Annotated in this window: 26 protein-coding genes; 7 read left to right on the top strand and 19 right to left on the bottom strand. The window is 39.0% G+C overall.

The window, feature by feature from the left end; genetic code table 11:
• Positions 1-3 precede the first annotated feature (3 nt).
• Genes murB through DM558_RS00875 form a run of 9 tightly spaced genes read right to left on the bottom strand, consistent with a single transcriptional unit; the run spans position 4 to position 7,401 of the window.
• Positions 4-1,020 (bottom strand): UDP-N-acetylmuramate dehydrogenase, encoded by a 1,017-nt coding sequence (gene murB / locus DM558_RS00915; protein WP_127161642.1) that lies wholly within the window; start codon positions 1,018-1,020, stop codon positions 4-6.
• Positions 1,017-1,475, bottom strand: coding sequence for a low molecular weight protein-tyrosine-phosphatase (locus DM558_RS00910; RefSeq protein ID WP_127161641.1), 459 nt, complete (start codon positions 1,473-1,475; stop codon positions 1,017-1,019). Before DM558_RS00910 ends, murB begins: the two co-directional genes overlap by 4 nt.
• Entirely contained in the window at positions 1,475-2,239 is a 765-nt protein-coding gene (gene kdsB, locus DM558_RS00905) for a 3-deoxy-manno-octulosonate cytidylyltransferase (protein WP_127161640.1), read from the bottom strand. Before kdsB ends, DM558_RS00910 begins: the two co-directional genes overlap by 1 nt.
• On the bottom strand, positions 2,236-2,421 hold the full coding sequence (locus tag DM558_RS00900; RefSeq protein WP_109703481.1) for a Trm112 family protein: 186 nt from the start codon (positions 2,419-2,421) through the stop codon (positions 2,236-2,238). The genes kdsB and DM558_RS00900 overlap by 4 nt, the downstream gene beginning before the upstream one ends.
• Positions 2,422-2,478: 57 nt before the next feature.
• Positions 2,479-3,474 (bottom strand): tetraacyldisaccharide 4'-kinase, encoded by a 996-nt coding sequence (lpxK, locus tag DM558_RS00895; protein ID WP_127161639.1) that lies wholly within the window; start codon positions 3,472-3,474, stop codon positions 2,479-2,481.
• Position 3,475: 1 nt separating this feature from the next.
• Positions 3,476-3,913 carry an ExbD/TolR family protein gene (locus tag DM558_RS00890; protein ID WP_127161638.1) on the bottom strand — a complete coding sequence of 146 codons (438 nt, stop codon included), beginning with the start codon at positions 3,911-3,913 and terminating at the stop codon, positions 3,476-3,478.
• A 2-nt stretch (positions 3,914-3,915) separates the two neighbouring features.
• Complete coding sequence (locus DM558_RS00885) at positions 3,916-4,596, bottom strand: MotA/TolQ/ExbB proton channel family protein (RefSeq protein WP_127161637.1); 681 nt, start codon at positions 4,594-4,596, stop codon at positions 3,916-3,918.
• Positions 4,597-4,652: 56 nt separating this feature from the next.
• Positions 4,653-6,872 carry a DNA internalization-related competence protein ComEC/Rec2 gene (locus DM558_RS00880; RefSeq protein ID WP_127161636.1) on the bottom strand — a complete coding sequence of 740 codons (2,220 nt, stop codon included), beginning with the start codon at positions 6,870-6,872 and terminating at the stop codon, positions 4,653-4,655.
• A gap of 1 nt (position 6,873) precedes the next feature.
• Positions 6,874-7,401, bottom strand: coding sequence for a DUF4124 domain-containing protein (locus DM558_RS00875; RefSeq protein WP_127161635.1), 528 nt, complete (start codon positions 7,399-7,401; stop codon positions 6,874-6,876).
• Positions 7,402-7,577: 176 nt separating this feature from the next.
• Between DM558_RS00875 and DM558_RS00870 the strand changes: the two genes are divergently transcribed.
• The 4 genes from DM558_RS00870 to DM558_RS00855 all read left to right on the top strand — a co-directional run bounded on the left by DM558_RS00870 (position 7,578) and on the right by DM558_RS00855 (position 12,671).
• Positions 7,578-8,864 carry a hypothetical protein gene (locus tag DM558_RS00870; protein WP_127161634.1) on the top strand — a complete coding sequence of 429 codons (1,287 nt, stop codon included), beginning with the start codon at positions 7,578-7,580 and terminating at the stop codon, positions 8,862-8,864.
• 182 nt (positions 8,865-9,046) lie between these two features.
• Positions 9,047-9,835: a cell division protein ZipA gene (gene zipA / locus DM558_RS00865; RefSeq protein WP_127161633.1), complete on the top strand. Its 789-nt coding sequence runs from the start codon at positions 9,047-9,049 to the stop codon at positions 9,833-9,835.
• 53 nt (positions 9,836-9,888) lie between these two features.
• On the top strand, positions 9,889-12,237 hold the full coding sequence (gene ligA / locus DM558_RS00860; protein ID WP_127161632.1) for an NAD-dependent DNA ligase LigA: 2,349 nt from the start codon (positions 9,889-9,891) through the stop codon (positions 12,235-12,237).
• A complete protein-coding gene (locus DM558_RS00855; protein WP_127161631.1) occupies positions 12,234-12,671 on the top strand; it encodes a hypothetical protein in 438 nt (145 codons plus the stop codon). The genes ligA and DM558_RS00855 overlap by 4 nt, the downstream gene beginning before the upstream one ends.
• Positions 12,672-12,679: 8 nt before the next feature.
• Here DM558_RS00855 and DM558_RS00850 read toward each other — a convergent pair whose 3' ends face one another.
• The 3 genes from DM558_RS00850 to DM558_RS00840 are packed head-to-tail and all read right to left on the bottom strand — an operon-like array spanning position 12,680 to position 15,045.
• Positions 12,680-13,771 carry a glycosyltransferase family protein gene (locus tag DM558_RS00850; RefSeq protein WP_127161630.1) on the bottom strand — a complete coding sequence of 364 codons (1,092 nt, stop codon included), beginning with the start codon at positions 13,769-13,771 and terminating at the stop codon, positions 12,680-12,682.
• Between the two features lie 50 nt (positions 13,772-13,821).
• Positions 13,822-14,541, bottom strand: coding sequence for a UDP-2,3-diacylglucosamine diphosphatase (locus tag DM558_RS00845; protein ID WP_127161629.1), 720 nt, complete (start codon positions 14,539-14,541; stop codon positions 13,822-13,824).
• Between the two features lie 6 nt (positions 14,542-14,547).
• Positions 14,548-15,045: a peptidylprolyl isomerase gene (locus tag DM558_RS00840; RefSeq protein WP_127161628.1), complete on the bottom strand. Its 498-nt coding sequence runs from the start codon at positions 15,043-15,045 to the stop codon at positions 14,548-14,550.
• A 230-nt stretch (positions 15,046-15,275) separates the two neighbouring features.
• Between DM558_RS00840 and DM558_RS00835 the strand changes: the two genes are divergently transcribed.
• Positions 15,276-16,451 (top strand): acetyl-CoA C-acetyltransferase, encoded by a 1,176-nt coding sequence (locus DM558_RS00835; protein ID WP_127161627.1) that lies wholly within the window; start codon positions 15,276-15,278, stop codon positions 16,449-16,451.
• 37 nt (positions 16,452-16,488) lie between these two features.
• Complete coding sequence (locus tag DM558_RS00830; protein WP_127161626.1) at positions 16,489-17,619, top strand: methyltransferase; 1,131 nt, start codon at positions 16,489-16,491, stop codon at positions 17,617-17,619.
• A gap of 4 nt (positions 17,620-17,623) precedes the next feature.
• Here DM558_RS00830 and DM558_RS00825 read toward each other — a convergent pair whose 3' ends face one another.
• The 7 genes from DM558_RS00825 to sbcB all read right to left on the bottom strand — a co-directional run bounded on the left by DM558_RS00825 (position 17,624) and on the right by sbcB (position 23,094).
• Positions 17,624-18,070 carry a type IV pilin protein gene (locus DM558_RS00825; protein WP_127164770.1) on the bottom strand — a complete coding sequence of 149 codons (447 nt, stop codon included), beginning with the start codon at positions 18,068-18,070 and terminating at the stop codon, positions 17,624-17,626.
• Between the two features lie 73 nt (positions 18,071-18,143).
• Positions 18,144-18,647 (bottom strand): hypothetical protein, encoded by a 504-nt coding sequence (locus DM558_RS00820; RefSeq protein WP_127161625.1) that lies wholly within the window; start codon positions 18,645-18,647, stop codon positions 18,144-18,146.
• Complete coding sequence (locus tag DM558_RS00815; RefSeq protein WP_127161624.1) at positions 18,647-19,465, bottom strand: PilW family protein; 819 nt, start codon at positions 19,463-19,465, stop codon at positions 18,647-18,649. The genes DM558_RS00820 and DM558_RS00815 overlap by 1 nt, the downstream gene beginning before the upstream one ends.
• A 42-nt stretch (positions 19,466-19,507) precedes the next feature.
• Positions 19,508-19,981 (bottom strand): type IV pilus modification protein PilV, encoded by a 474-nt coding sequence (gene pilV, locus DM558_RS00810; RefSeq protein ID WP_164731211.1) that lies wholly within the window; start codon positions 19,979-19,981, stop codon positions 19,508-19,510.
• Positions 19,981-20,547 (bottom strand): GspH/FimT family pseudopilin, encoded by a 567-nt coding sequence (locus DM558_RS00805; protein ID WP_127161622.1) that lies wholly within the window; start codon positions 20,545-20,547, stop codon positions 19,981-19,983. Before DM558_RS00805 ends, pilV begins: the two co-directional genes overlap by 1 nt.
• 179 nt (positions 20,548-20,726) lie before the next feature.
• Positions 20,727-21,578: a formyltetrahydrofolate deformylase gene (gene purU, locus DM558_RS00800; RefSeq protein ID WP_127161621.1), complete on the bottom strand. Its 852-nt coding sequence runs from the start codon at positions 21,576-21,578 to the stop codon at positions 20,727-20,729.
• A gap of 70 nt (positions 21,579-21,648) precedes the next feature.
• On the bottom strand, positions 21,649-23,094 hold the full coding sequence (gene sbcB / locus DM558_RS00795) for an exodeoxyribonuclease I (RefSeq protein WP_127161620.1): 1,446 nt from the start codon (positions 23,092-23,094) through the stop codon (positions 21,649-21,651).
• A gap of 210 nt (positions 23,095-23,304) precedes the next feature.
• Here sbcB and DM558_RS00790 point away from each other — a divergent pair, with 210 nt between their 5' ends.
• Positions 23,305-25,341 carry an LTA synthase family protein gene (locus DM558_RS00790; protein ID WP_127161619.1) on the top strand — a complete coding sequence of 679 codons (2,037 nt, stop codon included), beginning with the start codon at positions 23,305-23,307 and terminating at the stop codon, positions 25,339-25,341.
• Positions 25,342-25,364 lie beyond the last annotated feature (23 nt).

Raw genomic sequence — 25,364 nt, 5'->3', positions numbered from 1 at the left:
CCACTATAAAATAACAGGTTCTGGCTCTAGTAAAACGCCAAACTTTTCTTTGACAATCGTTTGTATTTTTTGTGCAACTTGTAACACATCCTTCCCTGTTGCTGTTCCATAATTCACTAGAACTAATGCTTGTAAAGGGTATGTTCCTACATCACCTTCACGAAAACCTTTTAATCCTGCCTTATCAATTAGCCAGCCCGCGGCTAGTTTAACTTGACCAACACTGTACGGGTATGTCACAAGGTCTGCATACTGTTGTTTTAACTGCTCTGCTTTTTCTATGGTCACGATTGGATTTTTAAAAAAACTACCCGCGTTACCTAACTGCATCGGGTTGGGTAATCGCTGTTGTCGGGTTTTAATCACCAGCTGACTCACCGCTTCATAGCTGAGCTGGTCAGTGTGCTCTGGAAGATTACTTTGCAGTGCGGCATAACCAATATTAACAGGTGCCTTATGGTCTAATCTAATTTGAACCCTTGTAACAATCCATTGTTCGGGATAGTGCTTAAAAAAGCTATCACGATAACTAAAACTGCATTCCTCAGCAGTAAATAAACGTACTGTTCGTGTTACTCTGTTAATCGCCTGTACTTGATGGCACACATCTTTAAACTCAACGCCATAAGCGCCAATATTTTGTACGGGCGCAGCCCCTACTGTACCATAAATTAAACTTAAATTCTCAATACCACCTAAGCCCTGCTGTACTGACCACGTTACTAGCTCATGCCAAACCACACCCGCTTCAACTTCAACGATCACCGCAGAGCCTTGTTGTTCAACGATACGAATACCTTGTGTTTGTATGACTAACACTAAACTATCAATATCTTGAGTCAACAAGGTATTACTACCACCACCAATGACGGTCACATAAATATTGTGTTGTTCAGCCCATGCTAAGGCTTCCAACAAAGTGGCACTGTCTTCAATGAAGAGCATATAACGTGCATTAACATCAATACCTAATGTATTAAAAGGCTTAAGAGAAACATGCTCTTGAATATTTAAGCTCACAGTTGCCCCTTCAAACGTTGGATAATAGCATCACAACCCACTTCTAAAAGGTCAAACATTTGATCAAAATCTTGCATATCCCCATAATAAGGATCTACCATTTCGGTACGTTCTGCATGGGCATAGTTTAAAAATAAATCGATAACAGCGCTGCCTTGAGGCATTTGTTTTAAGGCTTTGATATTGTTATGATCCATACCTAAAATCACATCAAATGATGAAAAATCATCGGGCTGTATTTGCCTTGCTCCAAGCCCTGATATATCGTAGCCTCTATTTTTAGCTACTTTCTGAGCACGCTTGTCAGGTGTATCACCCTCATGCCAACCACCAATCCCTGCCGAATCAACAAAAACTTTATCCACTAGCCCCGCTTGCTTTAGTTTATGGCGAAGAACACCCTCCGCCGAGGGTGAACGACAAATATTGCCCAAACAAACCATTAAAATACGCACTATTTTTGTTCCAACAGCTGCTTCACACGTTCTAGGTCTTCAATCGTATCAACTCCAGCAGGAGGAACCTCAATAGCCTCACCCACGTGAATTTTTACGCCATTCCATAAAGCACGGAGTTGCTCAAGCATTTCACAACGTTCAAGCCAGCAAGATCCCCACGCCACATAATCGTGCAAAAAGCCTGCACGATAAGCATAAAGACCAATATGACGACGAAAAGGAATACCCGCCGGCAACGTATCAGGTGCATCTAACATAGCATCTCTGGCCCAAGGCATAGGGGCACGGCTAAAACTTAATGCATAGCCAAAACGGTCAGTTACCACCTTAACAAAATTAGGGTTAAATAAACCATCTAACTCTTTAATAGGTTCAGAGAGAGTCGCAATTCTAGCTTCAGTATATAACGCAAGATTATTAGCGACTTGATCAATAATACTGGCAGGAATGAGAGGCTCATCGCCCTGTACATTCACAATAATTTCGTCATCTGCCAAATTAAGCTTGGTCGCTATCTCTTCTAATCGATCGGTACCTGAACGATGGTCACCTGTCATCAGAACAGGGGCTTTAAATGCTTGGCAAGCCACTTTAATGCGCTCATCATCGGTTGCGATATAAACTTGTTTGGCAGAACTCTCTAATGCTCTTTCCCAAACATGTTGAATCATCGGTTTGCCCGCAATATCGAGCAAAGGTTTACCCGGTAGACGTGTTGAGGCGTAGCGTGCAGGAATAACAACAATAAAAGGGGTACTCATTTGGCTAACCGCTCATCAGTAGTTAATGTACGTGCTTCATCAATCAGCATGACTGGAATACCATCACGAATCGGATAAGCAACACCCGCGCCTTTACTAATCAATTCTGTTTTATCATGACTGAGTTCTAAAGGACCTTTACAAATGGGGCAAGCTAAGATAGCTAATAAACTTTGATTCATTGTAATAACCTCATGAGGAAGTATCTGTCAAATGGATTCAGCTTATTATAAACGGTTTTAATTAACAAGCTCAGTAATTTTTTGATCAAACCAGTTTTTAAAACCCTCAGAAGGTGCTGTAACCACCTCTAAATACCACCAGTTTTTTTGTGCGATTTTTTGACATTTCACCGCATCTTTTTCGGTCATGATAATGGGGTAATCGTTATCGAATGTTAATGAGTCTTGCGTATAAACCGCATGGTCATTAAAAGCATGTTCTATCGTATTAAATCCTAAAGAAGAAAGCGTTTTAAAAAAGCGTTGTGGGTTACCGATCCCCGCAATGGCATTAACTGGTTGATCTTTTGGAAAAAACTCCGCACGGCATTGCTCACCCGTTAATACATTAATTAACTGAGTGGGCTCAAGCTTCATGGCAAATCCTTGCTCACTATCGCTTTCAGCACCATTGTAGATAACTGCATCAACTGAAGATAATCGACTCACAGGTTCACGTAAAGGCCCCATGGGTAAGCAATGGCCATTTCCTAAACCACGGGCTGCATCAATCACCACTAATTCTACATCACGCGCCAACTTATAGTGCTGTAAACCATCGTCACAAAGAATAATATCTATTTTTTCAGTCGATAATAATTGCTTCACTGCATTAACACGAACAGGGTCAATCACTAAAGGAACCCTTGTTCTTTTAACGATAAGCAGTGGCTCATCACCACATGCTTTAGCAGACTGATCAGCCGTTACGTGCCATGGAAACTGTGGCGGCTTAGCACCATAGCCACGGCTTACTACACCAACAGATAAACCTTTAGATCGGCAATATTCAATCAGCCATAAAATCAAGGGGGTTTTACCTGTTCCACCGACGGTAATATTACCAACCACAATAACAGGAACAGGCGCTTTATAAGTCTCCTTAGCTCCATTAAGGTAGGCATTTCTACGTTTTACAGCTTGTTTAGCATAAAGTGTTGAAAATGGTAGCAACCAAGTAAATGGTTTTCTTTGGCCGTACCATGAGGCTATTAAACAATCGCTAAACACCATACTACTGTTCAGACTCTACCGTTACCAAACGCAGTTTAGAAAGCCCTAACTGCCCAGCAACTGACATAGCCGTAATGACTGACTGGTATTTTGCGTTAGCATCAGCTGTAATCAACACGGGGATATCTTTATTACCTTTAGACTCTGCGGTGACAGCATCCATCAAAGCTGCTTCTGTTGACTCAGGCAGTACTCGCCCATTAACAGCATAACGCCCATCATTACTGATGGTAACTTCTAGCCTATCCGCAGCAGATGAAATCACTGGGTTACGCACACTGGCCTCAGGTAACTCAATGCTTAATTGATTCTCACGAATAAAGGTTGTTGTTACAATAAAAAACAGCAATAACACAAAAACGATATCAATCAGCGAGGCCAGATTAATGAAAATCTCATCACGTGCCGCGCCATTGCCTCTTGCTCTTCTAAATTTCACGTTCACTCGCCTCGAACAGTATCTGAAGATTTAGCCTTATTCTTTCTAGCGCTTGATGCAGAAGTATTGTCTACTTGATTGTAGCTATCATCAATTGCATCAACTAACTTGGTTACATTTTGTTCCATCGCCACCACAAGATCATCAACCTTACGTAATAGAAAACGATGGAAGAAAACCGCAGGGATCGCCACAATCAGACCAGACGCTGTTGTGACCAACGCCATAGCAATACCGCCGGCTAGTTTACCTGTATCAGGTGTGCCACCACCTAAAAAAGCGCTGAATATTTCAATAAGACCAAAAACCGTACCGAGTAAACCTAACAAAGGCGCTATCGCACCAATTGTACCCAAGGTATTTAAATAGCGTTCTAATTGATGAATAACAAAACCACCTGTTTCTTCAATGGCTTCTCTCATTTTGTCATGCCCTTTGTGAGCATTCGCTAAGCCTGCCGCTAAAATTTGTCCTAAAGGTGAATCCTTTCTTAACTCTTCTAGACGAACTTGGTCAATTTGGCCTGATTTAAACCAATTCCAAACCTTTCCCATTAAAGGGGCCGGGGCGATCTTCGTTGTTCTTAAAACAATTAATCGTTCAATAATAATACCCATTGCCACAATAGAACAAAGGATGATTGGGAGCATCATGATCCCACCTGATTTAACAAACACCCACACGTTTTATACTCCATTCTAAAATTTTTTACAGGTTAACTGTTTATAATAAACCGTTGTTACTCTTTTCGCCAAAATTTTTTTGTATCACGTGCTCTAGTAATAGGTAAATAATCACCCAACTTTATGACCAGAGCTCCGGATACTGCTGTATCTTCAATATTTGCTTGCACCTTATTATAACGCAATATCACATCAGGGTGCGGATGATGAAATGGATTTAACCACCCACGAGAAAACAGTACTGTTTCAGGTTTTATTGCAGCTAAAAAAGCGCCTGAAGAGCTTTGCTTACTGCCGTGATGTGCCGCCAATAGCCAATGTATTTTAATAGGGTTCTCTTTTACCCATGCCTGCTCGGCCTTAGCAGAAACATCTCCAGTTAATAACAAACGCTCATTCTGCGCCTCCACTAACAATACACAAGAAAGATCATTACTTTTTTTAGCCTCTTGCCATTGCCATAATGTAAACTTTACGCCATCCCACCACCAAGAAGCATTTTGGCAGGAGCTTACGGGCTTTGAATAGTTAAGTTTACTCACTTCACCACTTATTATATGAAGAACATTTAAAGACTGCTCAATAGCTTGTAATCCCCCGGCATGGTCTGTGTCTGCATGGGAAATAACAAGGGTATCCAGTTTTGTAATACCTTGTCGCCGCATAGCTGGCAATACCACACGCTCTCCAACATTAAAATCACCAAAACTGGGGCTTGTGTCATAGAGTAATGCATGTGTTTTTGTCTTAATTAAAACAGATGTGCCTTGTCCAACGTCAAACACAACCACTTCAGCCCTCCCCTCTTCGGGTAAAACTTGCTCAGTAAAAAATAGAGGGAAACAAAAAATAAAACCAAAACCACGCACCAACAAACCACGAGGTAAGAGTATTAAGAAGACGCCCAAAAGAGCTAATGGAATAGTCCAAACCGAATAAACTGGAGCAATCCACGCGGGGATAATAGATGCCATAAAGCCCAAGATACAAAACAAGGATTTTAATGCAGCCCCGGCTAACCACAATAACCAAGTACCAACAAAGGGTATAAAAAGAAAAAGCGTACCCAATAAGGCCAAAGGAACAACAATAAAGCTCACTACGGGAACAGCAATTAAATTAGCAATCGGCGCGGTTAAACTCACAGGCAGTAATAACGCCAACAAGATAGGTAATAAACCAATAGTAATGGCCACCTCTAACTTTATTGCGGTAAGCAACCAGTTTTGACGAGACAAACGCCCTGAGAACACTAATAGTAAAATAGCAACGGAGCAGAAAGACAACCAAAAACCAGCTTGCAAACTGGCCAGCGGATCAACAGCTAATACAATGGCTAATACCATTAAAAAAGGTGTCACAATCCCTAAATGGCGAAATCTTAAACGCCATATAAAAACCAACGCCAACATAATACAAGCCCGCTTCACAGGCACCTCAAAACCTGCTAGTAGCCCATAACCTAAAGCACCTAACATAGCCAAACCACAAGCAACAGGTAACCAAGGGATTCTGGTAGGCCATAAGCCTAACCGTACTAAGCACACTACCCAGAAATAAATAAAGCCTGCAAGTAATGTAATGTGCTGCCCTGAAATCACCATCAGATGAATGGTGCCTGTTTCTTGTAATACCTGCCACTGCTGTTTTGTTAAACCAGAACCATCGCCCAATACCAATGCGACAATACCTGCTCGCATATCTTCGGGAAGGTGCTGATTAATTTTTACTTTTACTAAATACCGCCAGTTACTGGCATAAGCACTTGCCTCTAAACGGTACCCCTCTTTTACTGTACCAGTTGCGCCTATATGTTTAGCAGTTAACCATTGCTCATAATCAAAAGTGTTAGGGTTAACAGTTCCTCGCGGGTATTTAAGCCTTACTTTTAAACGCCAACGCTCCCCTGTTTCTAGAGGCTCTCCCTGATACCATGAGAGCCTGATGTGCTTAGGTAATCTAACCTCAGTATTTTTCGCATGATCTAATTGAAAGCGTATGACCTTGTCTGCATATTCGGGCAACCCAACTATCTTTCCTTCTAACCAGAGGGTTTGTCCATCAAGACTACGGTCTAATCTATCACCAATAACAAAACTGGCGGCGCTCCCACCCCATACAAAGCCTATTAATAATAGGCCTATCGGATAAAACCGCCAAGGCAATAACGCTAAACCTAAACAACCCAGCAAGATAAAAAAAAAGGGAGAGGGTAAACAAGGCAAAAAACGAAGACTCAATACCCCTATAATAAAAGTACAGAGTGCTAACCGCATTCTAATAATCTACGTTATTATTTTCGACAGGCTCATATAACTCGGGGTTAAAAAACTCATCTTCCGTGAGATAGTCGCGCCCAATATTTATCACACACCCCTCCAATAAAGAAATAGTGACGGTCTCATCATGATCTTGAAATAATAGTCGGTTACCATCTGATGCAATAGGTGCGCCCCAGACCTTAATCACGTCTGCCAAATACATACCAAGCACCACTTGTCGCGTTTGTACCAAACGATTACGCTCAACCTGGGAGTATTTAGCACAATATTTTTTCTTTATTTCAGCAGGTGAGATACGGTAGCGAATTTTATCAGCCATCCGATCATCCAGCACCACTGGTACCTTTTGGACGGCTAAACTACCACTTTCATAGTTTGAAACAATCCCTTTCCCAACAGTTGCTTCAGCGCATGGCTTATCAGAAAAAATACGCTGCCCTTGTGAGTCCATACAATTATAGACTTTAGCATCGACATAACAGATGGCTAACAGTGAGCAAATAAGATAACCAATCCTTTTCATAAACTCATTATAATCAATAATATTTTCTCTAATTTAACATAAAACACCATAAATTTTCACTGTTTAAGCTCATCAAAAGACTTATAATCTAGTTGCATATATATTGATGGTTGCTATCACACGTACTTTACGATTAAATATTACTTTTTATATTGGAAATAAAAGACACTAGCACTATGATGAGTAAAAGAACGCCCCTTTATGTTTATGTAATTATTATTACTGTTATCTTACTGCTTATTTGGGGACAAACTAGGGATGGAAAACTCTTACCAAAAGTGCAAGAGCAATTTACATTAATTATTCCTAAAACAGATATTGCACCAGAACACAATGCGTTTATTGCAATGGCAGGTTTTAATGTTGATACGCCTGAACAAATGTTTCCGGATGGGTTTAAAGCCATCGAAGTATTTATTAAGAAAACTCAAGAAACACCTTATGAATACAACATGCCCTTTGTTTTACCCGGCAACAACCAATTAAGCGCTCTTTATAAATCGCCCTGTGATGCACAAACTAACAATATAAACTGTCTGCCTGAGATTAAAGGGCAGTCATCACACATTAGGCAATTACTAGAAGAGCAACAAGGCTATATTAACAACTACCTTGCTTTACAAAAATACTCTCAGTTTGCGCACATCCTCCCTTATAATATTAATAGTTCTGTTCCCTACCAATACATCAACAGCATTTCTCAGCTACTCACCGCACAAGCCATATTAGATATCCAAAATGGACAAATAGACAAAGGAATGCGTTTTTTAATTAACGACATTACATTTTATCGCCATATGCTAGCAAGTAAGCAGAAAACATTAGAAGATAACAGTATATTTATCACGACACTGACTAACCACTACTTTGTTTTAGATCGCTTATTACATTCGGGCATTCATTTAAAACCTTATCTTGCAGAGCTAGAACCTCTATTAGCACCGCTGTCTAAACAAGAGAGAAGCCTACTTATTCCGCTAGAAAACGAAAGAAACTATCAAATGGTTGTTGCCGCTACCTTAGCTCATGTAGCTTTGTATACAGGAGACACTGTTTTAGGTGGATGTTATAACAATAGCTGTTCTTTTGATCGTTATTTTTCACGCCTTTTTTACAAATTTAATGATACACTCAATGCCATTTTTATAGACTGGCAACCCACAATTAGTTTTGCTCAAAAGGACGAGCCTCTTGATGAAACTTACTTAGAACGTTTAAAAACATTAAATACAATAGAGGTAACACGCCATACGATAAGCACATATCGTCTATATGAGCGTTATGGATTATTTCTATTTAAAAACTATGCGGGTGAGAAACAAAAAAATACCTTATATTTCAGCCAAGGCTACTCCATGTGGTTTATAAAAATCTACTTACTTAATAATGATATTAATAAATTAAATGCATCCCTTCAAAATGTTTATCCCGATGCATTTCCCTATAAACATGTTGATAATTAAAAATATTACTTACTTATGAGCAAAAGCTTTATCATGATATAAGCTAGCCAGAATCTTTGTTTAATTTTATAATTATGAAACATATTAGATACTAAATTAATTGATTTTACTTTCCATAAAGACTTAATAATCCGTATACTTAAGAAGTTTAAGTTTTAATAATTTTATTAACAGGAGATTGAATGGAACTGGGCTTGCGTGAATGGCTAATTATTATTGGTCTCATTGTTATTGCAGCCATTCTCTTTGATGGCTGGCGTCGAATTCGAGGCAGCCGTGGCAAGCTAAGGCTTGATCGGAATTTAAACCAATATTACGATAACGATGAAACAAAAACGAAATTTAGTCCCTCTCCTGTTTTTAATGATGATAAAGAGGTGATGGAGGATGCCTTTCCCCTGTCCTCTAAAGAAATTAACACAGCACATAAAGCGAAAAAACAAGAACCACAAATCAGCTTAAACTTAGCAGATGAAGTAGCTAGTGCATCCAATAATATAAACAGTAACGAACAAGAAACAGAAAGCAAACCTCTTCCTATCGAAAAAGTATTAATTATCAATGTTGTTGCACAAGACAAAGACGGCTTTAAAGGCCCAGCACTACTACAAAACATTTTAGAAAGTGGTTTACGTTTTGGTGAAATGGATATATTCCATCGTCATGAAAGCATGACAGGCAATGGCGAACGCTACTTCTCTATGGCCAATGGGGTAAAACCTGGAACCTTTGACTTAGATGATATTGACCACTTCTCAACACGTGCGGTTAGTTTCTTTTTAGGTCTTCCTGGTCCTAAACACCCTAAGCGTGCCTTTGATGTTATGCTAGCCGCTGCACGTAAACTGGCCAATGAACTCAATGGTGAGCTTCTTGATGACCAACACAGCGTGATGACTGCACAAACCATTGAACATTATCGTCAAAGTATTGTTGACTTTGAGCGCCGTAAACTGAAAAAAAGATATTAACCCCTTATATTTAAAAGGTACTTCATTGTACCTTTTTACTTTCTGGTATCACTATGCTGACAAAAGAACAAGCTTCTATACGTATTGATGAGCTAAGTAAAGAACTTAATCACCATAGCCATCAATATTATGTACTTGATGCACCGACTATCCCCGATATTGAATATGATCGCTTATTCAAAGAACTTCAGTCTTTAGAAACTCAATTTCCTGAATTAAAAACCGCTGACTCTCCAACGCAACGAGTGGGAGGCCAAGCACTTCCTCAATTTAATAGCATACAACATGAAACTCCCATGTTAAGCCTTGGCAATGCCTTTGAAGAAGATGATTTACAAAACTTTGACCGTCGAGTTAAAGAAGGATTAGCCACATCAGATGAGATCATCTACTGTTGTGAACCTAAGCTAGATGGTTTAGCGGTGAGTTTAATTTATGAGAATGGGAGCCTAACCCAAGCAGCTACACGTGGTGATGGTACAACAGGGGAAGATATTACCGCCAATGTACGAACAATCCGCAATATCCCTCTAAAACTCTTTGGAACAGACTGGCCCAAACGATTGGAAGTCAGGGGTGAAGTTTATATGCCCCATGCCGGGTTTGAAAAACTCAATACAAGTATGTTGGCCAGTGGTAATAAACCTTTTGCTAATCCCCGTAATGCGGCGGCGGGCTCTTTACGCCAACTTGACTCAAAAATTACCGCTACACGCCCACTCACTTTCTGCTGTTATGGTTTTGTTTTGCCTGACAACCAACAAATCACAACCCAACAACAAACGCTTGAGCAATTAAAATCGTGGGGAATTCCGATTAGTCCAGAGCTAAAACTGGCTAAAGGATTTGAGGAGTGTTTTGCTTATTACCAACAAATTGGCCAACGCCGCGATACTTTAGATTATGATATTGATGGGGTTGTTTTTAAAGTCAACAATATAGAGGCACAGCAACAACTTGGTTTTCGTTCCCGCGAGCCACGCTGGGCCATTGCTTATAAATTTCCAGCCCAAGAAGAAATAACTAAACTGTTTGCCGTTGAATTTCAGGTCGGCCGTACGGGGGCAGTCACCCCTGTGGCACGATTAGAACCTGTCCATGTAGGTGGTGTAATCGTTTCAAATGCAACACTGCATAATATGGATGAAGTCACACGCCTTGGTCTCATGGTTGGTGACTCTGTCATTATCCGTCGTGCAGGCGATGTAATTCCACAAATAACCAGTGTAGTATTAGCACGTAGGCCTAGCCACGCGGAACCTATAACCATCCCATCCCACTGCCCAGTGTGTGGTTCAATGGTAGAAAAAACACAATTAATAAAGCGAAGCAAAGGGCAAGAACATATTTCAGAGGGTTCTACCTATCGTTGTACTGGTAGATTATCCTGTCCTGCACAAGTAAAACAATCCATCATCCATTTCGTGTCCCGTAAAGCAATGGATATTGATGGTTTAGGGGACAAGATTATTGAACAACTGGTGGATCAATCCCTTATCCGCTCCCCTGCTGACCTTTACCAATTAACGTTCGATCAAGTGATTGTTTTAGAGGGCTTTGCCCAGACATCCACACAAAACCTACTATCCGCCATTGCTAATAGTAAAAAAGCAGATTTAGCTCGTTTTATTTATGCACTCGGTATTCCTAATGTAGGAGAAAGCACATCAAAACTATTGGCTCGCTCATTTGGCTCGCTCTCGCGTATTCAAGTCGCAATGCCAGAAATCTTAACCTCTCTTCCTGATATTGGGTTAGAGGTTGCTTATGAGATCAATAACTTCTTCCAAGAAGAGCATAATCAAAAAACGCTGCAACAACTGCTCACCTTTATTGAACTACAAAATGAAAGTGACATTTCAGATCAACTTGCTGCAAGCTTCACGCTAACTAAGCTCTTAAAAAGCCTCGACATCCCTTACATCGCAGATACAACTGCTGAACGTATAACAAAACGTTTCAGCAGTCTTGAAGAGATTATAAGGGCTGATAAAATAGACTTATCTGCAGTTGATCGCTTGCCAGAACGCGCGGCACAGAGTCTGCTTTCTTATTTTAGCCTTGCTAAAAATAGAGAGTATGTCCTTACCCTTGAGCAACAATTAAAAGCGTTTGGGATGCACTGGCAAAGCGAACCCAAGCAAAAGACACAAGCATTACCACTCACAGGTCAAACGTGGGTATTAACAGGCACATTACACCAGTTAAAACGGGAGACCGCTAAACAGTATTTAGAACAACTCGGCGCAAAAGTTTCGGGAAGTGTTTCAGCCAAAACAACCATTGTACTTACAGGTACTGATGCTGGCTCTAAGCTAACCAAAGCCAACGAGTTAGGGATTACTGTTTGGAGTGAAGATGATTTATTAAACTTATTGAAAGAAAATGAGATAACATTGTGAATATAGACAATAACACGCCCCCACCGAGAAGAGGGGCCAGACTAGCGACTAAACGTCGTGTATTAACCATTTTAATTATTTTATTATGCTCATTTGTGTTTGTTGCATGGCAAGAGCGCCCCAGCTTAACCATTTACAATATGTCTACAGAGAATTTATTGTATACCATCAAAATAAATGACAAAGACTCAGCGGTGGGAAGCATCCCCCCCAATACTCAAGAGAAAATTGATCTCCCGTTTATTAAGGGAAGAAACGCATCTGTTTATTTCCAAGCTAAAGCGCCTTCAAAAATTATCAGTGCTATGACGCGTACGGAACTTTTAGGGGGTATTAGTTTTTATATTCAACCTGATTTAACCATTAGCACCACACAAACACCACCCGGCTTTGTAACTGAACAACAAGATACCGATGAAGTAATTGTCAAATAATGCGAAGGCTACTGCTTAAGTAGCCTTTCTTCTCTAAGAAATGTCAAAAAACCTTGCTGTTCTGGTGTCGAGACAATATCCTTATAATCAGTTGGCCAGAGACCTGATTGAAAATCTTCATAAGCCTTAGGGTTATAACGTAAAAATCCCCTATTCATTGCCTGTTGCCAATACGCTATTTTTTGCTTTCCTTCGTATCCCTCTTCACCTAACGCTATCGCATAGAGTAACTTCAAGATACCACTGCGTTGCTTCTTAGGGAAAGGTCTCACTTTCAATCGATAACATAAACGTTTTAGCAAAGTTGGGCGTATGATATATTCAGGTATCTCTTTACTCGTTTCCAAAAAGTTAGGGTGGTAACTATAGCCATATTGCTCAAAATAATGACGCCCCATTTGCTGAAAGAACTCTTTTCTACTCCAGTAATGGTAAATAATATTATGTTCAATGACATCCTTTTGTTTATTAATACAAATAGCAAGACAAAACTGTTCTAGCACTCGACACTGATGATCTACTGGCCATAACTCATCTAGCAAATCAACCGCTTGTTGAATAATGGCTACATCATCCTTAACAAAACCTAATACACCTGAATTAATTAAAGGGATTGACAAGTCATACTGTAGGTGTGTTTTTAATAAATACTCACTCACTTTTAAAATCAATGCATCATAACGTCTTTCTTGCCATGTACCATCGATGGTATCCACTAAGATTTGTTTATCTGAAAAGGCAAAAAGAGCATTAATATCTTTTTGTACAACCGTATCAGTGTCTAAAAAAACTGTACGTTCAGCATAGGGTAATAGTGCTAATAGCCCCATTAATTTACGACGATAATGATAATGTGTATCGCCTAGCCAGTCATTTAACGTCTGTGCCTCTATGACAATAATTTCAACAGGCCACCCTTTATAATCATCAGGACGATCAGTGAGAATGCGAATAGTAAAACAAGGCTTTTTCGTATTTCTTAAAACACTTAAGATACTCAATTTCACTTCTATCTGGTAGTTTAAATCATCACCATAGACAATATACAACAACTGCTTTTCAATCGTTTTAATTGCTGAATTTAGGCTGTAAACTAACATAGCATCATATAAAATTTAGAATAAGGGACTTATCCTTATTCTAATAGACATTAGTATACTTTTTCTAGCCCAAAATGCCCTGAGGTCACCTTTAAAATCGTTCCGTTTGGCTCCCAGTCACCTAACACTATTCTTTTAGCAGGCTTCTGATTTGCCATAAGCTCGTGAATAGCAGGTCGATGCGTATGCCCGTGAATTAAGAACTGCACTTTATATTTTTCTAATAGCTCTACCACCGCCTGTGGTGTAACATCCATTATACTTGCTGCCTTATTTTTTTTATTAATACGGCTTTTGGCTCTTAACTTACGCCCAATATATCTTCTCACTATTAGAGGTAAGCGTTTTAGCAGAAATAAAACAAATGAATTTCTGTACAATCGACGCATCCTCTGATAAGCAATGTCTTGTGTACATAAAAAATCACCATGAGATAATAAAACTGGTATACCATAAAAATCAACTAATGTTGGATCTTTTAATAAAGTACAGTTTGCTAGCCGACAAAACGTAGAACTAATGGCAAAATCCCGATTACCATGCATCAAATAAATTGTAATGCCCTTTTCTGCCAACTTATTTAATTCATTTGCAATGCGGTGCTCAAATACACCCATCCCATCATCACCCACCCATACATCAAAAAAATCACCAAGGATGTATAAACGCTCACAATGATCAGTTTTATGTTTTAAAAAAAATAAGAACGCCTCTGTGATATCAGGGCGTTCTTCACTAAGATGCAAATCAGAAATTAATAAAACACTCATCAAAAATTAATCTGCAACAACCTCAGCTTTTTCAATGACAACATCTTCTAAAGGTACATCTTGATGACCTGCTTTAGACGTTGTGGCAACGCCGCGAATTTTATCAACCACGTCCATACCATCAACCACCTCACCGAACACTGCGTATCCCCAGCCTTGAGGAGTCGGTGCTGTATGGTCTAAGAACGTATTATCTTTAACATTGATAAAAAACTGTGCACTGGCTGAATGAGGATCCATTGTACGCGCCATTGCAATTGTCCCCACTTTATTAGATAAACCATTATTGGCTTCATTCTTAATAGGAGCATTAGTTTCTTTTTGCTTCATTCCAGACTCAAAACCACCGCCTTGAATCATAAAGTTATTAATCACACGATGGAAGATCGTTCCATCATAATGCCCCTCTTTTACATATTTTTCAAAGTTCGCAGCAGTAACGGGTGCCTTTTCAGCATCTAACTTAAGTGTGATAACGCCATAATTTGTATGTAATTTAATCATAACTCTTCTAATCTTAAAAAATAATAAAGGTCATTAAGAATACCATTAAATATCTCGTTACGCCTAATAAATAGCCAATATTATCGTAACAGATTAATAATGCTTCCTTATGCCTGATATAGTAGGCTATTGCATAGAGCGCTCTATAAATAGTTTAGCAGATATGCAATAATAGTCGTTTTTTCAAAATAAACTATTAAGAAGATAGCTATATAGAATAGGAAATAACCATGTCTACAGATGTTGTGATTGTTGCTGCCACACGAACGCCTATCGGGAGCTTTCAAGGCTCTTTAAAAGATATTACAGCTGTAGATTTAGGGGTGACCGTTGTCAAATCACTTCTTAACAAAACGAACATACCGCCTGAACAAATTTCTGAAGTCATTTTAGGCCATGTATTAACAGCAGGCCAAGGACAAAATACAGCCCGTCAAGTAGCTATTAAATCAGGCCTACCCAATACTACCCCTGCGATGACCATTAATAAGGTGTGTGGTTCTGCTCTTAAAGCAGTGCATTTAGCAACACAAGCTATACGTTGTGGCGATGCAGAAATTATCATTGCTGGCGGCATGGAAAATATGAGTCTTTCACCTTATGTGATTAATGATCTACGCCGTGGAATTAAAATGGGCCCAGGTCAAACCATTGATACAATGATCTATGATGGTCTGTGGGATGCCTTTAATGACTATCACATGGGAATAACCGCTGAGAATATTGCACAAAAATTTAATATTAGCCGCCAAGCACAAGATGAGTTTGCTGTTGCTTCACAGAAAAAAGCGAAGGAAGCTATCGTTGCCGGCAAGTTTAAAGATGAAATCACCCCAGTCATTAAAGGCAATCATCACCTCTTTGATACTGATGAACAGCCTAGACCCAAAACATCTATCGAAATTCTTAATCGTTTAAAACCAGCTTTTAAGCCTGAGAATGGAACCGTTACCGCAGGAAACTCATCGACACTGAATGATGGAGCCGCGGTGATTATGTTAATGACAGAAGAAAAAGCAAAACAACTAGAACTTCCCATTTTAGGCAAAATAGTTGCTTATTCTAACGCTGGTGTTGACCCCGCTTTCATGGGAATGGGACCTGCTGAAGCCGCTAAAAAGTGTTTAGCAAAAGCAAAATGGCATGTCGATGAGCTTGATGTTATTGAATCCAATGAAGCATTTGCATCACAGGCTATTGCTGTTAATCAAACTCTCGGTTGGGATACCAATAAAGTTAACGTTAATGGAGGTGCAATAGCTTTAGGTCACCCAATTGGTTCCGCAGGATGTCGCATACTTGTTTCGCTACTTTATGAAATGCAGCACAGCGATAAAAAGAAAGGGCTAGCCGCTTTATGTATCGGTGGTGGAATGGGAGTTGCTATTGCAATTGAGCGCACCTAAAAACTATTACTAAGGCTCTAATAGGTAGAATAGCCGCATGTATAAAACACTTACGACGCCTTTTGCTTCACTGGTACTGGCACGTTATCCATTAGATAGCCACCCATCATTGCAAGCATTTGATGCCGCAGACGAGTATTTATTAACAACAGTAGCGCAATGCGCTTTACCAGCAAACAGTCAATTTCTAATCATCAATGACGCTTTTGGAGCGCTGGCTTGTAATATTGCCACATCTTACTCGTTAGTTGACTCATATGGCGACTCTTATCTGGCGGAACTAGCACTTAAAGAAAACCTAGCTCATAACCATTTAGCGACTACTTCTGTTCAGTTTATACCAAGTACTGAGCCCTTAAAAAAAACCTATGATATAGTACTCATCAAAATTCCAAAGACACTGGCGTTACTTGAAGAGCAACTCATCAAGATTAAATCTCATATCACTAAAAATACTGTGATATATGCAGCGGCCATGATAAAACACTTACCTAAAGCAGCTATTTTGCTATTAGAAAAACACATAGGGAGTACAAAATACTCTCTTGCTGTTAAAAAGGCTCGCCTACTGACTGTAACACCCCATGAAATACCGTTAGCTCAATCACCTTATCCAACCTATTACTCTTACCAGCCTTTAGGCCTAAAACTCACCAATCACGCTAATGTATTTTGCAGGGAAGGATTGGACATTGGAACTCGTGTGCTTATCCCATACCTTAAGCACAATCCCCACATACAAAAAGTAGCTGATCTTGGCTGTGGTAATGGAATCATGGGGATCATCTGGGCAATGAACAACCCAGAGGCTGAATTGGTATTGATTGATGAGTCTTATATGGCCATTGCCTCTGCAAAAGAGAACTGGCAAAGAATATTTTCTGGAAGAGCAGTGGTTATTAATGTCAGTGATGGATTGATAGAACAGAAAAACGAATCATTAGATTGCGTGCTGTGTAATCCTCCTTTCCACCAACAACAGGTGATAGGAGATTACATTGCTAGAAGAATGTTTAAACAAGCACACAACAGTTTAAAACCAACAGGGGAACTATGGGTTGTTGCTAATAGGCATCTCAACTACTTTCAACTACTAAAAAAACTCTTTAACGAAGTTAAGACGATTACCCAAACTAACAAATTCATTATCTTAAAGGCTATAAAATAAATTTTTATTTGAGCGCACTACACCCATTCGTCCAGACGTTTATCCCACCGATGCTACCACCTCTTGCACCTGACTGATCAATAGTTAAAGTACTGCCTGAAAACCGCCTTAAACGCCCATAGCTTGTAACAGTTGCAGTAATAGTATATTTCTTTGCCTCAAGAGGAGAAACAGCAATTGTAAAATCAGCTTTTGTAGATGAACCATCGACAGGAATATACCCCATTCCGGGCAGTTTATTATCTTTAATATCTGCATTATTATAAACGCCATACTGCATATAGAGCTGATTCATCAATGCATCTGCTTGCAAGAGTCCAGCTTTGCCGCTATCACAAGCAGATCTCAATATATAGCTTTGATACATGGGATAAGCAATAGCTGCCAGTATAGCAACGACTGCTAATACAATCATTAACTCTACTAATGAAAATCCCTTAACTTTCGCCATTTATAACTCCTAAACTAAAATACTGGGAAGAACAAGTAATCACTATTTATCACTCCCTTAAATTAAATAATATCTATTTTTTAAAAGCATACCCTTGTAAATATCGACGAACTGTACATGCTTCATTTTCAGGGTCGGTAATATTACCAAAACAGGCAACCCCCGTAATAACGACAGCAAAGCATCCAGTTACCGTTGTTTCTGTACACATCTCATTTGTGCCAGGAGGTTTAGCTTTACAAGCATACCATGATAAAGTCACTGCTCGCTTATCTTCTGTATTACTAGCAATGGTCGTATTTTTATTAAACTGCGCACTATAAGGAGAGCCACTACCACAGTCAGGAATATCCTTTTTATCTAACGTACCGTCTTTCAACAATCTTAGTAACACATCCGAACCTGTTTCTGCTGCTTCAGTTGCTTGTGCGTTCAACACGTTAGTATTAACAATCAAACTACGTGATGTTGTACTAGTTGCGATGGATAACGCCAATAACATAATGATTAATAGCAACAGTAAAACAACGATCAACGTTGCTCCTTTTTGTTGTTTAAACTGACTAAATGTTGCCATTATTTACTTCCTACATTTTTTAGAGGATAACTTGCAAAATAATCTCTTTTGATAACATTTTTAGAGTCTTTCGAAGCTTCAGATGCACGAGGCTCATTTGTTTTTACGACGATATGAAATGTTATTAAGTTCGAATAGGAGATATCTACAGAACCGTTCGTAGTATCTGTTGAAAAATCACCACTCTGATAATCTGATACTTCACTGGCACTAAGGGTAACTCCTCTAAATTTGTCATCTTCTTTTTTTACATTGAACACAACGTCCTCGAGTGTCACCCCTTCAATAAACTCATTAGCAACTAAATCCCCATTAGCTGTACTTTCATCTGGTTTAGAATACCCTCTAATACATAACCCTTGCTTACTTTTATCATTAGTGCAATTAACATAAACATAACTACGATAATACAGTTTTTTACCTAAGCAATCCGTTATGTCTTTACTACCATCATTAAGCTTTACTTTAGTGGTTCCTACTACGCCCTCATCCATGCCATAAGCAAACCGGATGCCAATAAAACTGCCACCTGAAAAAATAGGCATAATAGGTGCAGTTACACTCCAACTATTATCAGTCTGATTATCAAGCTTCCCTCCAGGGCCACAGCCTCTATAACCAGCTCTTTGAGCCTCCCCTCCCAATAACCCCAATACAGTCCTTGCCGTATCTTGATTAACCGAGAGATTATTAGACGTAGTCCCCAATGTTGAACTAGAGATTAATACTTGCATAACGCCTAACAACAAAATAACACCTAGGAGTATAGCGATCATCAACTCTACAAAAGAAAACCCCTGCTGTAAAACTTTTTTCATTGCTAAATCCCTTACATTCCACACCAATTAGTTATTATTATTTTAAAGAACAAAATTTAAATAATATGATTTACCAGAAACACCATTTGTATCAGCTCCCCATGTGATTTTTAATTGATAAAGCTTAGCATTGGATCCTGTCACTGTAGTGGAACCACCCTTTTCTAATAAAGTCCAATCCACATCATTTATATTTAAGTTTTTTTCAAATTGATTTTGAAAATAAACATTATCAGCACCTGCCCTTGCATTAAAATCACAATTGCTACTTTTGTTATCACACTCAACTGTTGATGTTGATTTATTTATATAGCTATTAATTCCATTAGGGTTAGCCCTTATTCGCTCAACCATTGTATTAGACAACATTGCTACCTGCTCTGTCTCATAGGCATTTACATTAACTTGTGAACTACGAATAATCAACGTTGTAGCACCTAAAAGACCAACGACCAAAATCACAAAAGCAATCAATACTTCAATAAGACTAAAACCTTGGCTTACTTTTATTTTCATTATGAACATCCCTCAGTAGCAACCTTTACACTCCCTAATGCAGTAATTGTTATCATTCGACAATCGCTACCACTTTTCACCTGCCACTTAACATCTCCCTTCCCTTGAACATCAGCAAACTCTGCAACAGAAGAAGTAAAAGCCCCATTCTTATCAAAAACTTTAATAGTCTGTTTATCAACATGCAATCCTCTTGTCCCATCGGGATAAAAAGCAAGATTACTTTTGTCATCAATATAAGTTAGAGCTTTCATGTCTTGCTTATGCATCACGCGTAGGGCGGTAGAATCCGTTATGGAGGTACCTTTATCCTTTAATAAAATAACTTGTAACCCACAGTCATCAGAAGATTTGCATTTAGAAATAAGAACAGCTTGATTCGTCGATTTAGCAGTATTTCTTGCAAACTCAATCAAACCAACTAGTTCGTTAGTTGTTGCAACAACTTTGTTTTTATTAATCGCGCCCACAAGACTTGGTGCAGCCAGCATAGCTAAAATTGAGAAAACAAGAACAACGACTAATAATTCAACAATTGTAAATCCTTTTTGCGACAAAGTACTCATGATAAGTGACTTCCAACCTCTTTATTGTCCATAGCCATTTGATTTACCTTATTCTATCTTTTAACTTGAGTAAAAATCAAATATAACCCACTTTCACTGAGTATTATTAATAATTTTATAAGTAATGCAATGAGTAATATTGAAATATTTGCTAAATATCACATTTTAGTATTATTTAATCACGCAAAAACAACTGTTTGATTACCATGTACAAGCACTCTGTCTTCTAAATGGTAGCGCAGCCCTCTAGCAAGCACCATTTTTTCAACATCACGCCCTAATCTCACCATATCTTCAATGCTGTGTTGATGTGAAATACGAACGACATCCTGCTCAATAATAGGCCCAGCATCCAGCTCTTGCGTAACATAATGGCAAGTAGCACCAATTAACTTCACCCCTCGTTGGGCCGCTTGATGATAGGGTCTTGCCCCAACAAAGGAAGGTAAAAAACTATGATGAATATTGATGATTTTTTGTGCATAATTTTGACAAAGCGCAGGAGGAATAATTTGCATATAACGTGCTAAAACAACACAATCAACATTATTATCTTCAATTAACTGAGTAACCTTATCAAAACTCTCTTGTTTGTTATCGGGGGCAACAGGAATGTGATGATAAGGGACTCCATACCACTCAACCATGCTACGTAAATCATTATGATTTGATATGACACCCACAATATCGCAATCTAACTCATTACTATGCCACCGATAAAGTAAATCTATCAAACAATGAGAATCTTTGCTCGCCATTAGCATGACTTTTTTCTTTAGTACAGACTCTGTGACTCGCCATGTCATGTTAAATTGGTCTGCCACAGGTGAGAATGCTTGCTTAAACCCTGCCAAATCAAAAGGTAATGAGTCAGCCCTAATCACATGGCGCATAAAAAACTGGCCATTAGATAAGTCAGAATGGTGATTTGCTTCAATAATCCATCCATTGTATGTTGCTAAAAAACCACTCACTTTAGCAACAATGCCTATCCCATCAGGGCAAGAAATCACCAGTCGAAAGGTATTCATAAAGACTCCAATCATTTAAAATTAGCCGACCATTCTACAATTTTATAATTTGTTTAGTCTATCCATTTACTTAATTTTTATTTAATGCATACTTTTCTAGTAAATATTCAATGTGGCTTTGCCAAACTGTTAGCGTAGTTTCACAGGTATGATTAGTGTCTAATAACTGTTGAGCCTCCTGCCTAAATGCCTCAATCGTAATCGGAGCACCCATTTTTTCATTCGTAAGCCGTTGACGACAAAAATCATACCAAGCCTTTTTCTCATCATTTACTAGAGTTTCAGGATAGTTTCTTGCCCGATAGCGAAATAATAATGTGGGTAATCGACCATCTTCAAAATGAGCCATTTCATCAATTAATCTTGTAGGGTCTAAGCCTCTAATAGAATCACACAATCGTTTATCACGTACAGACAAGAATCCTGAATAAAGCTGTTGCTCTGCATCTTCAATCTCATCGTTAATGCCTGTACTGTTTGAACGATAAATTGAAACCAATTTATCGTGCCATATAGACTGCCCCACTTTTAATTGCTCTGCTTGCGCTAAACAATAGTCTACATCCAGTTGTAATCGTTCAACATCCTGTTCTCTCAACACCCCCAGAGGTGCAACGACAGGACAACGATTAACGTGTATCAACTTCAGCGGCATAGACTGAATACCTTCTGGCAACTTATCATGACGCGTATATAAATACTGGACTATTTGCTCTGCGGACAAATCAAATAATGGGCTGATGTCTTTTTGTAAATCACAAACAATGATTGCATTAGCATTAGTCGGGTGTTTAGCTAACGGCAAAACGATTGACATATAATGCCGCTCCGCTGAAAACCGCCCAGAAATATGAACAATTGGCTTTAATAATGGAATACGTGCTTGTGCTTCTCTCTTCAAGCGTAAATCAAATAAGTATTGATACAACTTCGGTTGTTTTTCCTTAACTAACCGAGCCAATGCAATAGTTGCTCGCACATCTGACAGAGCGTCATGTGCTTGCTCGTGGGCAATACCATTTTCTTTCGTTAACAATTCTAACTTTAAAGAAACCTGCCCTTCCAACTCTGGCCATATGATACCCTCTGGCCTTAATGCGTAAGCAGCTCTCAATAAATCAATAATATCCCAACGGCTATTTCCTGCCTGCCACTCACGCGCATACGGATCATAAAAATTACGGTACAATCCATAGCGTACCACTTCATCATCAAATCGAATATTATTATAACCTGCTGTACACGTCTGAGGTTGAGATAACTGTTGCTCAAGTTTTTTAAAAAACTCGACCTCTTTTAACCCCTTAAGCACTAAAATATCAGGCGTAATTCCCGTTACTAAACAAGCCTGTGGATGAGGTAAAATATCATCTGATAAGGTACAATATAAATTGATGGGATCATCTATTTCATTTAGCTCTAAATCTGTTCGTATACCAGCCACTTGTAATGGACGATCAGCACGTGGATTAATGCCTGTTGTTTCGAAGTCATACCAAAATATACTAGCTACCATCTATAATCCTATTATCCATCACTCACAGTAGAAATAAATAAGTCTCTGATTCCAAATAATAAAGAAAACTTTAGCTAAACTTCCTCATTATTTGTCACGAAATTTATTTGCCCAATACCATTAACCGCCTTACAATTCACATTTCTTTGACAGTTCTCCTTATATTATTAAAACTGTATAACTCAACCCACATTAACAGCCATTATAACCATGACAAAACAACTGACTCAACCTAACAAACCAAATGCACTCCAGCAATTGGTATTTTTTATTTTATCGGCACTGACTTTGATGGTCATTTTCAGCCTATTGCGTTATGCGCTATTTAAATATAATGCAGATCTAATAGGGGATACCCCGACCTCTACGTTCATTGAGGCCTTTTGCAACGGCCTACGCTTTGATGCCAAAGTCACTGCATTTATAATGATCCCAATAGGGCTCACATTCCTTTGTAGTAAGGTCATGGCTTTACGTACACTTCAACTCATTTGGCTTACACTTGCGGCCTGTGTTGGTATTTTCCTAGGGGTACTTGAGTTAGATTTTTATCATGAGTTTCATCAGCGCTTAAACAGCCTAGTCTTTCAGTATGTTCGTGAAGATCCTAGAACAGTATTAAGCATGATCTGGAATGGCTATCCCGTGGTTAAATACATGATTGCATGGATTATTATTACCGCGATAGTTTTTCTTATTTTCAAATTAATTGATCGCATCACGAAGAAAAATACCAACAAACAATACCCTTACTATGTACAATTAGTTATTTTTATTCTTTGTGTTGCTATCATTGTCTTAGCAGGGCGTGGTACCTTACGTCAAGGCTCACCACTTCGTTGGGGGGATGCTTATACAACAGATTCACCTTTTGCCAATCAACTTGGTCTAAATGGTACACTTTCTCTAATTGATGCAGCACGCAACGTAAGTAGCCGTAGTACTGTATGGAAAGCTACGATGCCAGATGAAGAAGCTGAAAAAATCGTTCGCTCTATGATCGTGTTACCTAATGAAACATTAGTTGAAACTGATAAGGCAGTGATTCGTCGTGACACTTTAGTGGACAAAAACAAAACCCTTCCTGTTAAAAATGTTGTTGTTATTTTAATGGAAAGTTTTGCAGGTCGTTATGTAGGTGCCTTAGGCAACCCTAGTAACATCACCCCGAACTTCGACCGTTTAGCCAAAGAAGGCTTATTATTCACCCAATTTTTCTCAAACGGTACTCATACCCATCAAGGTATGTTTGCAACCATGGCCTGCTTCCCTAACCTGCCTGCCTTTGAAACATTAATGCAAGAACCAGAGGGTAATAATAAATTCTCGGGGCTTCCACAACTTCTATCCATTCGCGATATGAGCGATGTGTATGTTTACAATGGTGATTTTGCTTGGGATAACCAAATGGGATTCTTTAGCAACCAAGGCATGACCTCATTTGTTGGTCGTAACGACTATGTAAACCCTGTATTCTCTGACTCAACATGGGGAGTATCTGACCAAGACATGTTTACCCGTGGTAATGAAGAACTTAATAAACTAGAAGCATCAGGTAAACCTTTCTACGCGTTATTACAAAGTCTTTCTAACCATACACCTTATGCATTGCCTAAAGATCTACCGGTTGAACCAGTGACCGATCAAGGATCACAGAATGAGCATTTAACAGCAATGCGCTATTCTGACTGGGCTTTAGGGCAGTTCTTTGAGAAAGCTAAAAAATCACCTTACTATAAAGATACAATCTTTATTGTGGTGGGCGATCATGGTTTTGGAAACCCTATACAATTAACAGATATGGATTTATTCCGCTTTAATGTACCATTACTTATTATCGCTCCTGGTATTCAAGAGAAATTTGGAGCAACCAGCAGTACGGTAGGAACACAAGTTGATATTGTACCGACCATCATGGGGCGTTTAGGTGGTGATGTTCGCCAACAATGTTGGGGACGTGACTTGCTTAACTTACCTGCTGGCGATAAAGGATTTGGTATTATTAAACCATCGAGCAGCGACCAAACAATCGCCATCTTAAGCGGTAACGAAATACTTATTCGTCCTAATGAAAAAGATGTTAAACTTTATCACTACCAAGTAGGTGCAAATCCAACTGCTACAATAATCGACGATAAGCAAGAAGCAGATAATTTAAAACAAAAAATGGAAGCCTATGTTCAAATGGCAACCAAGAGCTTACTTGATAACACGGCTGGGGCTGAAGCAGCTCAAACCGATAAGTAATCACTTGCAGTAACTCCACTTTT

The organism is Entomomonas moraniae (assembly GCF_003991975.1).
In the GTDB taxonomy this organism is placed as follows: Bacteria; Pseudomonadota; Gammaproteobacteria; order Pseudomonadales; family Pseudomonadaceae; genus Entomomonas; species Entomomonas moraniae.
Note: the sequence above shows the minus strand (reverse complement) of the source record. Positions and strands in the feature narration are given on the sequence as shown.

Excerpts from the sequence above, each read along its gene's own strand:
- DM558_RS00820 (WP_127161625.1), bottom strand. The coding sequence starts at position 18,647 with ATGGCAACATTTAGTCAGTTTAAACAACAAAAAGGAGCAACGTTGATC.
- DM558_RS00790 (WP_127161619.1), top strand. The coding sequence starts at position 23,305 with ATGACAAAACAACTGACTCAACCTAACAAACCAAATGCACTCCAGCAA.
- DM558_RS00815 (WP_127161624.1), bottom strand. The coding sequence starts at position 19,465 with ATGAAAAAAGTTTTACAGCAGGGGTTTTCTTTTGTAGAGTTGATGATC.
- DM558_RS00835 (WP_127161627.1), top strand. The coding sequence starts at position 15,276 with ATGTCTACAGATGTTGTGATTGTTGCTGCCACACGAACGCCTATCGGG.
- DM558_RS00850 (WP_127161630.1), bottom strand. The coding sequence starts at position 13,771 with ATGTTAGTTTACAGCCTAAATTCAGCAATTAAAACGATTGAAAAGCAG.
- DM558_RS00830 (WP_127161626.1), top strand. The coding sequence starts at position 16,489 with ATGTATAAAACACTTACGACGCCTTTTGCTTCACTGGTACTGGCACGT.
- DM558_RS00880 (WP_127161636.1), bottom strand. The coding sequence starts at position 6,872 with ATGCGGTTAGCACTCTGTACTTTTATTATAGGGGTATTGAGTCTTCGT.
- DM558_RS00875 (WP_127161635.1), bottom strand. The coding sequence starts at position 7,401 with ATGAAAAGGATTGGTTATCTTATTTGCTCACTGTTAGCCATCTGTTAT.
- kdsB (WP_127161640.1), bottom strand. The coding sequence starts at position 2,239 with ATGAGTACCCCTTTTATTGTTGTTATTCCTGCACGCTACGCCTCAACA.
- lpxK (WP_127161639.1), bottom strand. The coding sequence starts at position 3,474 with ATGGTGTTTAGCGATTGTTTAATAGCCTCATGGTACGGCCAAAGAAAA.
- sbcB (WP_127161620.1), bottom strand. The coding sequence starts at position 23,094 with ATGGTAGCTAGTATATTTTGGTATGACTTCGAAACAACAGGCATTAAT.
- DM558_RS00840 (WP_127161628.1), bottom strand. The coding sequence starts at position 15,045 with ATGATTAAATTACATACAAATTATGGCGTTATCACACTTAAGTTAGAT.
- purU (WP_127161621.1), bottom strand. The coding sequence starts at position 21,578 with ATGAATACCTTTCGACTGGTGATTTCTTGCCCTGATGGGATAGGCATT.
- zipA (WP_127161633.1), top strand. The coding sequence starts at position 9,047 with ATGGAACTGGGCTTGCGTGAATGGCTAATTATTATTGGTCTCATTGTT.
- DM558_RS00845 (WP_127161629.1), bottom strand. The coding sequence starts at position 14,541 with ATGAGTGTTTTATTAATTTCTGATTTGCATCTTAGTGAAGAACGCCCT.
- DM558_RS00825 (WP_127164770.1), bottom strand. The coding sequence starts at position 18,070 with ATGGCGAAAGTTAAGGGATTTTCATTAGTAGAGTTAATGATTGTATTA.
- DM558_RS00805 (WP_127161622.1), bottom strand. The coding sequence starts at position 20,547 with ATGAGTACTTTGTCGCAAAAAGGATTTACAATTGTTGAATTATTAGTC.
- pilV (WP_164731211.1), bottom strand. The coding sequence starts at position 19,981 with ATGAAAATAAAAGTAAGCCAAGGTTTTAGTCTTATTGAAGTATTGATT.
- DM558_RS00900 (WP_109703481.1), bottom strand. The coding sequence starts at position 2,421 with ATGAATCAAAGTTTATTAGCTATCTTAGCTTGCCCCATTTGTAAAGGT.
- DM558_RS00870 (WP_127161634.1), top strand. The coding sequence starts at position 7,578 with ATGATGAGTAAAAGAACGCCCCTTTATGTTTATGTAATTATTATTACT.
- ligA (WP_127161632.1), top strand. The coding sequence starts at position 9,889 with ATGCTGACAAAAGAACAAGCTTCTATACGTATTGATGAGCTAAGTAAA.